At 48.4% G+C, this 12530-nt stretch carries 13 protein-coding genes; 11 read left to right on the forward strand and 2 right to left on the reverse strand.

Features of this window, described 5'->3' with window-relative positions:
• Positions 1 to 74: 74 nt before the first annotated feature.
• From ASL11_RS07510 to ASL11_RS37075, 3 genes are all read left to right on the forward strand, one after another.
• On the forward strand, positions 75 to 1283 hold the full coding sequence (locus ASL11_RS07510; protein ID WP_056611915.1) for a multidrug effflux MFS transporter: 1209 nt from the start codon (positions 75 to 77) through the stop codon (positions 1281 to 1283).
• Between the two features lie 99 nt (positions 1284 to 1382).
• Positions 1383 to 2240: a hypothetical protein gene (locus ASL11_RS07515; RefSeq protein ID WP_056611918.1), complete on the forward strand. Its 858-nt coding sequence runs from the start codon at positions 1383 to 1385 to the stop codon at positions 2238 to 2240.
• Positions 2241 to 2405: 165 nt separating this feature from the next.
• Positions 2406 to 2564 (forward strand): hypothetical protein, encoded by a 159-nt coding sequence (locus ASL11_RS37075; protein ID WP_164483564.1) that lies wholly within the window; start codon positions 2406 to 2408, stop codon positions 2562 to 2564.
• Positions 2565 to 3115: 551 nt separating this feature from the next.
• Here ASL11_RS37075 and ASL11_RS07520 read toward each other — a convergent pair.
• Positions 3116 to 4060, reverse strand: a complete 945-nt coding sequence (locus ASL11_RS07520) for a DNA-3-methyladenine glycosylase family protein (protein ID WP_056611921.1) — start codon at positions 4058 to 4060, stop codon at positions 3116 to 3118.
• Positions 4061 to 4213: 153 nt separating this feature from the next.
• Here ASL11_RS07520 and ASL11_RS07525 point away from each other — a divergent pair, with 153 nt between their 5' ends.
• The 7 genes from ASL11_RS07525 to ASL11_RS07555 all read left to right on the forward strand — a co-directional run bounded on the left by ASL11_RS07525 (position 4214) and on the right by ASL11_RS07555 (position 10602).
• Complete coding sequence (locus ASL11_RS07525) at positions 4214 to 4756, forward strand: bifunctional transcriptional activator/DNA repair enzyme AdaA (RefSeq protein WP_056611925.1); 543 nt, start codon at positions 4214 to 4216, stop codon at positions 4754 to 4756.
• Positions 4757 to 4786: 30 nt separating this feature from the next.
• Entirely contained in the window at positions 4787 to 5350 is a 564-nt protein-coding gene (locus ASL11_RS07530) for a methylated-DNA--[protein]-cysteine S-methyltransferase (RefSeq protein WP_056611927.1), read from the forward strand.
• 284 nt (positions 5351 to 5634) lie between these two features.
• The gene (locus ASL11_RS07535; protein ID WP_157256852.1) at positions 5635 to 7233 is read left to right on the forward strand and encodes a spore germination protein; all 1599 of its coding nucleotides are present in this window, start codon (positions 5635 to 5637) and stop codon (positions 7231 to 7233) included.
• Between the two features lie 3 nt (positions 7234 to 7236).
• A complete protein-coding gene (locus ASL11_RS07540) occupies positions 7237 to 8358 on the forward strand; it encodes a GerAB/ArcD/ProY family transporter (protein WP_056611935.1) in 1122 nt (373 codons plus the stop codon).
• Positions 8339 to 9556: a Ger(x)C family spore germination protein gene (locus ASL11_RS07545; protein ID WP_056611938.1), complete on the forward strand. Its 1218-nt coding sequence runs from the start codon at positions 8339 to 8341 to the stop codon at positions 9554 to 9556. The genes ASL11_RS07540 and ASL11_RS07545 overlap by 20 nt, the downstream gene beginning before the upstream one ends.
• A 15-nt stretch (positions 9557 to 9571) precedes the next feature.
• Positions 9572 to 9772 carry a CLC_0170 family protein gene (locus ASL11_RS07550; protein ID WP_056611941.1) on the forward strand — a complete coding sequence of 67 codons (201 nt, stop codon included), beginning with the start codon at positions 9572 to 9574 and terminating at the stop codon, positions 9770 to 9772.
• Between the two features lie 14 nt (positions 9773 to 9786).
• Entirely contained in the window at positions 9787 to 10602 is an 816-nt protein-coding gene (locus tag ASL11_RS07555; protein ID WP_056611942.1) for an SPL family radical SAM protein, read from the forward strand.
• Positions 10603 to 10615: 13 nt separating this feature from the next.
• Here ASL11_RS07555 and ASL11_RS07560 read toward each other — a convergent pair whose 3' ends face one another.
• Positions 10616 to 11566 carry a helix-turn-helix domain-containing protein gene (locus ASL11_RS07560; RefSeq protein WP_056611943.1) on the reverse strand — a complete coding sequence of 317 codons (951 nt, stop codon included), beginning with the start codon at positions 11564 to 11566 and terminating at the stop codon, positions 10616 to 10618.
• 183 nt (positions 11567 to 11749) lie between these two features.
• Here ASL11_RS07560 and ASL11_RS07565 point away from each other — a divergent pair, with 183 nt between their 5' ends.
• The gene (locus ASL11_RS07565; RefSeq protein ID WP_157256853.1) at positions 11750 to 12487 is read left to right on the forward strand and encodes a ThuA domain-containing protein; all 738 of its coding nucleotides are present in this window, start codon (positions 11750 to 11752) and stop codon (positions 12485 to 12487) included.
• The last annotated feature ends 43 nt before the right edge of the window (positions 12488 to 12530 follow it).

Genomic DNA, 12530 nt, shown 5'->3' on the forward strand with positions numbered 1-12530 from the left:
GGAGGAACTAACTAGACAAAACTATATCCCAATGGTAGGTTAAATGGATAATTAAGAAAGTATGTGATCTCATTATGTCTATCGCTTCACAAGCCAAAGAAACAACCAGCGGCAGCCGATTATGGATGGTGCTAGTGCTCGGTTTACTCGCCTCCTTCGGGCCACTTTCTCTCGATATGTACCTGCCGGCGCTGCCTGTCATTGCGGGTGATCTCCATACTACAACTTCGCTCGCACAAATGAGCTTAACCGCCTGCATGCTCGGTCTCTCGCTAGGCCAGCTCATTGCTGGATCGGTAAGTGATGTGCGCGGAAGACGCATGCCTTTGTTGGTCGGCCTCCTGATTTATGGCGTCGCCTCTGCACTTTGCATGGTTGCGCCATCGATCTGGGCATTCCTGATTCTGCGCTTCGTGCAAGGTATGGCGGGAGCTGCTGGGATCGTCATTTCCCGAGCGATCGTTCGTGATATGTATGAGGGCGTGGCGTTGACGAAATTTTTTGCACTGCTGATGCTCGTGAATGGTTCGGCTCCCATCCTAGCTCCGATTATCGGAGGCCAGCTGCTGCAATTCACCTCATGGCGCGGTGTGTTTCTTGTGCTCAGCTTGATCGGCGTCGTGATGCTAATTATTGTTGTACTTGGGCTAAAAGAAACCCATCCGCCGGAACGCCGCTCCAAAGGAGGGCTTACGAATACACTGCGTATATTCCGCGGTTTGCTCACGGACCGATTGTTCATGGGCTATGCGTTGACGCAAGGGCTCGTTTTTGCGGGGATGTTTGCATACATTTCGGGATCGCCGTTTGTATTGCAGGATATATTTGATGTTTCTCCCCAAATGTTCAGTGTGATCTTCGCGGTGAATGGGGCTGGCGTCATCCTTGCCGGGCAAATTACGGGGCGACTCGCAGGCAAAGTCAGCAATCACCGTCTGCTAGCTGGAGGCTTAGTGATGGCCGTTCTAGGAGGACTGCTGCTGCTCGTTGCAACACTTATCGGAGCAGGGCTCGTTATGATACTGCCGGCGTTCTTCCTCATCGTGGCTTGTATTGGTCCGGTTTCGGTATCAACTTCTTCCTTGGCGCTGCAAAATCAAGGCAAAACAGCCGGCAGTGCCGCAGCCTTGCTTGGCCTTATGACCTTCGTCATCGGCGGTTTAGTAGCACCGCTTGTCGGTCTTGGCGGCAGTCAGACAGCTGTACCTCTAGGCATAATCATCGCTGTCATGGAGCTGGGTAGCGTACTCTGTTTTGTTTACCTGACGCGAGAAAAAGCGTAAGTGCAGCTCACTTTTTTAAAAAAATTCAAGGATTTTTCACAATTAAGGTTTATACTGAAAGAAGAATTGACCAAATTGTGAAAAAGGTGGCCAATACGCATGAAGCGCATTCATAAAACGTGGCTTATCGGCACACTCGCAGCTGGATTATTGATCAGTGGCGGCTTCGTACTTCAGCATAATCAAGCGTTCGCTAACGACACAGACACAACAACACCTGCACCTAAGAAGTTTCAGGATAAACATAGATTTGAGAAGCATCCTGCCCCACAAAGGGGTGGTTTTGATTTTGGTAAAGGCGGCGCTATTGGAGGCGTAATCGATTTTTCTTCCATCCTTGGTATGGATAAAGCGGCTCTTAAAGCAGAAATTGATGCGGGCAAAACCCTCGTTCAAATCGCGCAGGAGAAAGCCAACCTCAGTGAAGACGCGTTGCTTGCCAAATTGACAGAGGCAGAAACGAAGAAAATCGATACAGCACTTAGCGAGGGGAAAATCAAGCAAGAACAGGCGGATAAGCTCAAAACAGGGCTTGCCGATCGTTTGAAAAAGATCGTAGAAGCGAAGCCTCACGCGATGGATTTCGATAAGAAGCCAATGCCTCGCGGCGGCAATATGCCTAACATGCCAATGCCTGGCGGTGTTGGGGTTGCTCCAAAAGAAATCGCAGGCATCCTTGGCATCACTGAAGAAGAACTTGCGACTGAGCGTAAAGCAGGGAAGTCCCTTGCCGAGATCGCGGCTGCGAAAGGCATCGCCGAGGATCAGTTGATCGCTAAGCTCAAGGACAGCCTGACAGATGAACTGAAAAACTTCGTCGAACGCAAAGGCGGCGGTGAGCGACCAGTACCACAGCTACGTGGAGACGGTGGTTCGTTCAAAGGTAAGCCAGGCAACGGCGGAGAGCGCAGACCAGCTCCGTCAGCAGCTCCGTCAGCAACGCCTTCGGCTACTTAATATAGCTTTCAAAGGTTGCCACATTCGATAACATCGAGCGAGGGCAACCTTTTTTGTGCCGTAGTGGGTGTATTGGAGAGAAGTGGATCGGTGGCGTAGAAGTTTTTCACAGGAAGATCACGTGACCAAGAAAGAGAAGTGAAGTTTGAAGGAGGAGTAGACATATTGGAAGAGCTTATCGGTCATTGCCGCATATGTGAGAAGCCGATTTATTGCAAAATGGGATTTCTGGATGGCGTCGTGCAGGCGGATAAAACGTTAGTATGTTTTGAATGCTCGGGTGAGGTGCAGAAGGGAAATGTGACAGTGGAGCCGCAGAAGTGAGTGGTTAGTAGAGTAATTGGTGAGTTCCTGTTTGATTAAAGTACTCCATTCCACTCTCATGTCCTCTCATCTTCTCTTCACCCAACTCTCACTCTCACCCTCACTCCTTAACATTGCAAGTAACCAAGCATTAGATGGAAAAAGTACAGCTATTTTTGATTAATTTCGCTGAAATAAACATTTAACTGGATAACATGTAGTTATTTTTAGTACTTTTGCTCAACGGGGTGAAATGCTGAGAAATTAACTACATGAAATACAGTTAATTGGATTTATAACTGAAATTCATCGAAATTAGCTACATGAAATACAGTTATTTCCTCGGTGACGGAGTTAGCGCATGGGGAAGCAGCGATGGGGGGACCTGGGGGGACTGGCAGAGACGTGGGGCGCACCTGACGGCGATTGGCCGCGATGGTACGACGTGGCGATAAGGATCGCGCCGGCGGGGGCTAACGCATGCAGCGTTTAGCGCAGGTCCGCCCTTGCGCCCCTGCGCCGATCGCGCCTAGCACCTGTGTCACCCGTCCGCCGCCGCCTAGCAGCCGCGGCTAATACAAAACCCGCCACAAGTAAAACGTGGCGTAAGCTTCCCAGCCCCGCCAGCCCTCGGCTAGCTGGCGGATCTCTTCAAGCGAGGGCTTGGCCTCCAGCCCAAGCACATGCTTCAGCGCGTTATGTAGGCCGACATCGGCCACCGGGAACGCTGCGGGGTTGCGCAGACAGCGCATCAGCACATAATTGGCCGTCCAGGGGCCGATGCCGCGAATGCGCAGCAGATCTTTTTCCATGGCAAGGAAATCGCTCATCGCAAGCAGCCCGGCCTTGGATAACGATCCTTCCGCCATGAGATTGGCAACGCCAATGAGGTACTCCGCTTTTTTACCCGTGAATTGTAAAACGGTTAGGTCCTCTGGCGTGAGAGTAGCAATCCGCTCCGGCGTCGGGAACGCCCAATAGGTTCGTCCCTCCCAATGCAGTGAAGTACCGAAGTGCTCGACTAGACGCCTTTTGAGCGTATAGGCAAAAGCCAAATTAATCTGCTGCCCAATAATCCCCCAACTCATCGCCTCAAACAAATCGGGAATCCCCATCAGGCGCAGCCCCCGGAATGCCTCCGTCACTTGTTGCAGGATCGGATCCTCCATCGCATAAAATGGTGTCAAATCCGTCCCCAAATCAAACCACTCCCACACATAGCGAGCAATTTCTTCCCGAACTTCAGAGGTTAAACTAGCACCACTATAGTGGACAATTCGGACGTGAAGCACCTCGTCATCCTCACTGTGGACAGCAATAAGTGCGAGGTTATCCCCGATGGGTAGCAGCTTATAGATACTAGAGTTATCCACAACGAATAGGCATTCATTGGTTGAGCGGCTTAAATAGCCGATATTTTGCTCATATCGAAAAGGCCCAGGCAGAGCTAGCGAGAGCGTGCTTGTTCGTTCGTACCATTGTAGGCTGGATGGGTCAAAAGCTTGAAGGTGTGGCATCGTCATTCTCCTTATCGGTAGGAAGTCGTTACTTGCATTATCGCCGAGAGTGGCTTTTGTAATCTTGCTTTCTCATCTCGGAACCCTTACAACCACAGGCCTGTTTGGGTATACTGAGCTTATAAAAGGAACACAAGGAGAGGGGCATCCGGTATGCAGGAGCGGTTTTGGCAAGCCATTGTAGCGAATGATGCAGCGTATGATGGGACGTTTTACTATGCGGTGGCGACGACAGGGATTTTCTGCCGACCATCCTGCAAATCGAGGATTCCGAAGCGGGAGCATGTGCGTATTTTTCATCACCGTGAAGCAGCCATTGCAGAGAGCTTTCGTCCTTGTAAAAGGTGTCGGCCTGACGGCGTTAGGCTCCCCGATGAGGCATGGGTTGCGGAAATGAAGGCGCATATCGAAGAACACTTCGCCGAACCGTTGTCGTTAGCGATGCTTTCAGAGCATTTCTATGCGAGTACGTATCATCTGCAAAGGACTTTTAAACGAATAGCTGGCGTGACGCCGCTTATGTATATCCAAGAAGTTCGGCTTGCAGCAGCTAAAAAGCTTCTAATCACCACGGACATGCCCGTGCAGGTGATCGGGTCGCAGGTGGGGATGGCAAATGCTGCGCATTTTGCGACATTGTTTCAGAAGAAAACAGGACTCACGCCGACAGAGTTTCGGCAACAGCCAGTTCATTAACGATAACCGAGTTTGGAGGTTGGTTGCAACATGGTGAGAGAAGTTATGGAAAGTGTGGTAAATCAAACGATTTACTGGGGGGCGGTTCGATTGCAAAATCATAATTTCGTGATGGCGGTAACCGATGTGGGATTGGGTTATTTGCAGTTTCAGAAAGGTGACGCGAGAGATGGCGTTGACGTTGAAGCGTGGCAAGAATTCACCCAATGGGCGAGGAAGATTGGACAACCGAAGGGATGGATTCAACAAGAGGATAGGTTAAAGGCTTACATGCAGCAGCTGGACGAGTATTTGAGTGGGGAGCGAACAAATTTTGAACTGCCATTGGATTTACGGGGGACGGAGTTTCAACAGTCGGTGTGGAGAGCATTGCACGAGATTGTCCATGGTGAGACAGTGAGTTATACACAGGTAGCCCAAACACTAGAAAGATCCAGTGCCGTACGTGCGGTTGGCACCGCCATCGGTGCAAATCCTGTGCTTATCGTTGTACCTTGCCATCGCGTCGTAGGGAAGGATGGAGCGCTGACGGGTTATCGTGGAGGTTTGGGGAATAAGGAAAAGCTTTTGCAGTTAGAGCGGCAAGGGAAGTAGAACTGTTGATTCTCTCTATATATAGAAGGGTTTTTCGGTTTGTAGGAGTTGTTTATTGTCACTTTTCAATGACAGTAAGCTGCTCCTATTCTCCGTTATTGATAATAAATTCACTCCCATTTTTCTTTCCATGCATAGAATCTCAAATATAGATAAAAATACGGGGTAGGAAATGAATGGGAAATAGGATCATCATGAGCGTATTTACGGGGGCGAATTGCGTGACCATTTGGAGTTGGAAGAAGCTACGGACCAAACAAACATCCACAAGTCAGCAGCCTCGGATGATACCGCTGAAGAATTCACCTGCTCATCAGGTTATGGAAGCCAATAAAGAGGCAAGTGTCGGTACGCAACTCGATGCGACGATTACATTCGTTCAAAAGTTACTCGGTGATAACGACGATTTCATCATACGCCGATTTTGCATATTTGACGATCTACCAGCTGTCGTGATGTTTTTCCCTGACTTGATTGATAAACAGTATCTGAACGATCATATTTTAAGGCCTTTGATGCTAACGTCCTCTCAAGATTATGCGAAAGCAGTAAGCCGATCTATGAAAGAGTTTCTTCTGAACGATACCCTTTATGCGTGCGAAGGCAGGACGGAAACTCAGCTGAATGAAATTATCCAAGCCATCGTAGAAGGGAAAACCGTTCTTTTAGTTGATGGAGTAACCGATGCGTTTATCTTCAGTACACGTCATGTGGACAAGCGATCGATCACGCAACCAGAGACGGAACAGGTGATTCGTGGCGCACGGGAAGGTTTTATCGAAATGTTGGGTACGAATTTGGCTCTGCTTCGTTATCGTCTCCCGACACCGGATTTACGGATAAAAACGATGCGAATAGGGCGTATCACCAAATCCAAAGTGGCGATTTGCTTCATAGATGGCATTGTAAGTCCAGCACTCGTAGAAGAGGTGTTCAGACGTTTATCGTTGATTGATATCGATGGCATCCTTGATGTGGGGTATCTGGAACAATTTATTGAAGATAATCATGTATCTCCGTTCCCACAAATTCAAAATACCGAACGGCCAGATAAAGCGGTCGCTAATCTCTTGGAGGGAAGAGTTATCCTGCTTGTAGACGGATCACCGTTTGCCCTCATATTGCCTACCGTATTTAGCCAATTTTACCAAACGGTCGAGGACTACTCAGAAAGGTATCTCCTCGTCAGTTTCATACGGCTGTCACGCTTGGTAGCCCTGGTTTTCTCACTGATTTTCCCATCGTTATATGTGGCCTTAATTTCGTTCAATCCCGAGCTAATCCCTACTGAGTTTGCTGTAGCGGTAGCGGGGGGAAGAGCGGGAGTGCCTTTCCCTTCTGTCATCGAAGTGTTGATCATGGAGATATCCATGGAAGTATTAAGGGAAGCAACCCTTAGACTGCCGCAGCAGGTTGGTGGAGCACTCTCCATTGTTGGTGTGCTTGTCGTCGGGCAGGCAGCGGTTGCGGCAGGATTTATTTCTCCGATCACGGTTGTTATTATCGCTTTGACGACGATCGGCTCCTTCGCTACACCGGCTTACAATGCGGCTTTGGCCCTGAGACTGCTGCGCTTTCCACTTGTGATTTTATCAGGCATATTTGGCTTATACGGGGTGATGATCGGGTTGATTCTGATCGCCAACCATATGCTTTCTTTGAGATCCTTCGGTGTTCCTTACTTGAGCCCGATAGTCCCAGGTAATTTTCAGGGGATGAAAGATACGCTAGCCCGTTTGCCACTGTGGAGCATGCCGAAGAGACCGGCACTTTTATACACACCGAATGCCACCCGTCTTGGGAAAATAACGCAAGAAATGAGTGGAGAAGCGCCGAACAACACATTAAACCCTAAGAAGTCAGACACACAAGGAGAAATGTAACTGATGGAGCATCCTCGCCAGATCACAGTCATTCAAGCGGCGATCATCCTGATTAGCACAATCATTGGGGTGGGAGTATTAGCCCTCTCGCTATTTGCTGTGAGAGCTGCTGATTCCGGGGCACCGCTTGTAACAATGCTGGGCTTCTTGATAGGGTTATTAGGACTGATGCTTATAACGAAACTCGGTATGCGTTTTCCTACGCAATCCATTATTGAGTATAGTGAGGAATTGATTGGAAAGTGGGTATCACGTGGATTTAGTGTATTAATTATTTTGTTTTTTTGCTTGCTTACAGCCTTGGCATCACGTGAGTTTGGGGAGGTTGTCGTCACTTCCGTTCTAACCAAAACACCCTTAGAGGTAACGGTGATCGTCATGTTGCTGCTAGCGGCTGTTTCCTCTCGAGTTGATATAACGACATTTACATATTTTCACCATTTTTATTTCCCGATCATCGTATTTCCGGGATTAGTCATTGTCGTGCTCTCACTAAAAAATGCACACTTAATTAATCTTCTACCTCTCTGGGGCAATGAACCAAATGGTATGTCCATGCTTGGGGGGATCCTCACCATGGCAGCCTTATTTCAAGGCTCCTTTGTCATGACGATCGTCATACCTGCGATGCGTAGGCCGGAAAAAGCCATGATTGCTGGGGTTGTGGGAATGTTAGGAGCAGGATCCTTATATACACTTATCGTGATTGCTACCGTAGGTGTATTCGGAGCAGAGGAAATTAAGAAGTTAGTCTGGCCAACACTGGAACTAGCCAAAACGACATCTTTGCCCGCCAACATCCTGGAGCGCTTAGATGGCGCATTTCTTGCGGTATGGGTTACCGCCGTGTTTACGACATTGTTGTCTTCCTATTATTTAGCCATTTATTTTTTAAGTCAGTTGTTGCGTTTGCGAGATCATAAATTGTTCGCCTTCTTGCTTGTTCCCTTTATCTATGTCATCGCGATGTTTTCACAAAATCTGCTGCAAATGTATGAAATCATTCAACTTGTTGGTCGCTGTGGGCTCGTTTTCACAGTTGTGTATCCACTTGTTTTATTGATTGTGGCCATAATTCGTAAGAAAAAAGGTCGGGGTGATCAACTTGTGGCAAAATCTGATTAAACAGATTCTTGTTGTCGTGTTGATTGCCCCTTTGCTTACAGGGTGCTGGGATCGCTTAGAAATTGAAGATCGAGCTGTCATCCTTGCGATTGGCATTGATAAGGCGAACCCGGAGGATGAAAAAGAAAGCAGCAATGCAACGCATATTCTCAAACCTGATGCAGAATCCACGAAAGGACTCATTCGTATCACCGTCCAAATTGCTATTCCAGGTCGCATTCCGTTAGGTACAGGTGGCGGAGTTGGTAGCCCTACCGGACAAAAACCGGTCTGGGTGCTTTCTAGCATCGGTTATACAATTGAGGACGCTTTAATGAATCTTCAGCAGCAGCTTGCAGATAAGTTGTTTTTTGGTCATTTACGGGTCATTGTGATTTCAGAGGCCTTAGCCAGGAGTGGGATCGAGAATGAAAATGACTTCTTTCGGCGTCAACCACAAGTCAGAAGAACCGTTTGGATGGTCGTATCCAAAGGCAATGCGGCGGATATCATGAAAGCCAATCCACAACTGGAGCGCGTTCCGACTTTATATTTACTCGCCACCTTGGAACATGCAAGAGAAATGGGCAAGCTTCCCAACATTTTCTTGGGCGTCTTTTTCAGTGCCAGTTCTGCCAAAGGGCAAGAAGGGGCGGTTCCTTATCTGGACTTAAAGAAGGAATCGAATATAGAAATTGCCGGGATGGCTTATTTTAGAAACGATAAAATGGTCGGCACCACAACAGCTTTGCAAATCGGGCATTATATGGCGATCAAAGAAATCAATCCCGGAGGGTATAAGGTCCTTCAGAAAATGCCAGGATCTAAGACGTTAGTCATTTTTAAATCCACGCATCGGAAGTCGAGAATTACGACAGAAATTAAAGATGGGAAAGTACATACCATCATAAAATGCCAAGTCGAGGGAGATTTAGCGGAAAAATCGAATGAGAATGTGCTCATTACCAAAGAAAATTTGAAGGAGTTGGAGCAGAAAATTCAAAAAGACGCGAATATTGGATTTGGGAAATTCATTGCACAGACTCAGAAAGATGGCAGTGATATTTTCGGCTTTGGGGAATATGTTCGTGCAACGCAGCCTGCCTACTGGAACAGGGAAATCAAAACGAAAGAGGCATGGGAAGAAAAATATAAAGATATGTCAGTCGATGTATCGATTAGCGTTAAAATTAGACGAATTGGGACGAAAACGAATTAGGAAAGGAACCAGTTCATGATTACCTTTAACAATTACACGGTTTTGCTATTGTTGATAACTGGGGTCATTATTCTCGTTTTCGATGTTAAAAATTATGCCAAGGCCAATATGCTAAAGGAAAAAAAAGGAGCATTACTTGCAGGATGGTTCAATGTCTCTTTAGGATTCCTTTCGTTCTTTGGCTATATGGTGTATGAGAAGTGGTTCTGGAAATAAAAGGAGGTGCACCCATGGCCCATGTGCAGAGGAAACAATCGAAGACGCTGCTAACCAAAGCGAGCGGCTTCCTCGAAGGCTACACGCATACTTTAAATCCGTACACGGGCTGCGCCTTCGCCTGCTCCTACTGCTACGTGCGGCAAATGCCCGTGGCCTTGTTCCGCAGCGAAGCTTGGGGCAGCTGGGTCGACGTGAAGGAGAACGCGCCCGCACTCCTCGCCAAGGAGCTGGCGAGGGCCAAAAGCAAAGGGCCCGTCACGATCTTCTTCTCCTCGGCGACGGACCCGTATCAGCCGATCGAATACAAGGAGCGCCTCACCCGCGCGCTCCTCGAAGTGATGTCCGCGGCGCAGCCGGACTTCTTGTTCGTGCAAACCCGCAGCCCGCTCGTGACGCGGGATGCGGACCTGCTTCAGCTGCTCGGCGACCGCGTCCGAGTCAGCATGACGGTGGAGACGGACCGCGAGGATATCCGCCGCGCGTTCACCCCAGCCGCGCCACCGATCGCGGCGCGGTTAGAGGCACTGCGCGAGCTTGCCGCTCGCGGGATCCCGGTGCAGGCCACGATAGCGCCAGCGCTGCCGAGCTCGGACGGCTTCGCCGAGCGGCTGGCAGGCATCGTGGATCGGGTGTGCATCGACGATTACTTCATGGGCGATGGCAGTGGGGGAGGGCGCACGGGACGCATCGGCGTGCGTGCCATCTATGACGCGCTGGAGCTGACCGACTGGTACAGTCGGGATGCGTATCGGCGCGTGCACGAACAGCTCCTGCGGCATTTCCCGCAGGAGCGTGTTTTCATCAGCCAAGCGGGATTCCTCCCCTGAGGACCGCTGCTCTTTACTCTGTTTGTACTGCGGCCGGCTGCTCATCCTGAACATCCGTGTGATCCCGAAGCCGCTGCTTGAATTCCTTAGGCGAGCATTGATTGTATCGCTTGAACAGTTTATAGAATTGGGCCATGTTCTGAATGCCGGCTTCATAACTAATTTCCATAATGCTGAGATCCCCTGTGAGCAGAAGGCGCTCGGCTTTTTTGATACGTTTATAATTTACATAATCAATAAAGGATAGTCCCATCACTTTTTTAAAATACTTAATAAAGTAATGATAACTCAGATTTAGAATGCGGCACACATCTTCGACCGTTATTCGCTCTGTCAAATGCTCATCGATATAATTCAGCGCTGGGCGCAAACGTGAGATGCCTGAATCCTCGGTCAGCCCAGCAAGATCACGTTTATCATTGCGCAGAAGGAGCAACAGGAGGTGTTTAATGGCAGCAACGATGGCTAGCTCATAACCGATGGTACGCGTTTGTGACTCTTCATGAATTTGCCGGATAAGCTGGTAAGCGTTTGCTCTAACCGCACTATTCGAACGAAAAAGCTCATTAAATGGTTCGAGAGAATGCGTCAACTCCGAAAATAAATGCAAATAAGCGAGTGTGCTCAGATCGAAATGCTGTGTCAGATCGATTTGAAATACAATTTGGTGCAAAGGCGCTTCTGAGTATTTATGTGTGCGATGGGGCTGAGAGGAACCAAGTAACAAGACATCCCCTGCCTCCATAATCGTATAAGCATCTTTCGTTTGGATGCCGAGTTGACCCTGGGTTACGACGAGAAACTCAACCTGCTTATGCCAATGCCATGTCCAAGGGTCGGGCAAGCCACATTGGGGGTAGTCATGTTTGATTTCCCATATTTTTAAGAATAGAAGCGGGTTCTGGTACACGACTTCTTCATTTCTAATTTCAGTTAAATTTGCAGGACTAAGAGTAGGGTTCATGGGTAAAAATACCTCACTAGCTGGACATTTTCGAATAAGATTTAGTCCCACTTAGTATAACATTGCAGGGTAGCAGATGACACTATTGAATAAGAAATAGGCACAATTCAGCCTTTCCTATGTACTTGGGAAAACCTATACTCAGAAGTAAGAATGAATACGCTACCTTGGAGGCATAGAATGATGAGCAAACCATTAAATGTAACCGTTTGGAACGAATTTCGTCATGAAAAAGAAAGTGAAATCGTCCGTGCTGCCTACCCAGATGGCATACACACAGCCATTGGTGAGGGACTAAGCGGTTCTGTCCAAGTCACATATGCAACTTTAGATGATCCCGAGCATGGATTGACCGAAGAAGTCTTGAACAATACGGACGTACTAATCTGGTGGGGGCACAAAGCACACGGCGAAGTACAAGACGAGATCGTAGCTCGTGTTCAAAAGCGTGTGTGGGCAGGTATGGGCCTAATCGTCTTACATTCCGGTCACTTCTCTAAAGTATTCAAAACCCTTATGGGCACATCTTGTGATCTCAAATGGCGCGAAGCTGACGAGAAAGAACGCCTATGGGTCGTTGCTCCAGGTCATCCGATCGTGGAAGGCATTGGCGAGTACATTGATCTTGAGGCAGAGGAAATGTACGGGGAGCATTTTGACATCCCACAACCCGATGAGCTCATTATGGTTTCTTGGTTCGAAGGCGGCGAAGTATTCCGCAGCGGATGTACGTTCCATCGTGGTAACGGGAAGATTTTCTACTTCCGTCCAGGTCATGAAACATACCGTACGTACTACAATGAGCAAATCCGCCGCGTTATATCCAATGCGGTTCAGTGGGCAGCGCCAACTACGCGCGAGTACCCGAAATACGGTAACCACAAGCCATTGGAAGAAATTAAAGCGAAGGTTAAAGCTTAAAATCATAGCGTAGCGAAGTACCGAGCATGCTCCCAAATCTTTG

The organism is Paenibacillus sp. Soil750, from assembly GCF_001428045.1.
GTDB lineage: Bacteria > Bacillota > Bacilli > Paenibacillales > NBRC-103111 > Paenibacillus_E > Paenibacillus_E allorhizoplanae.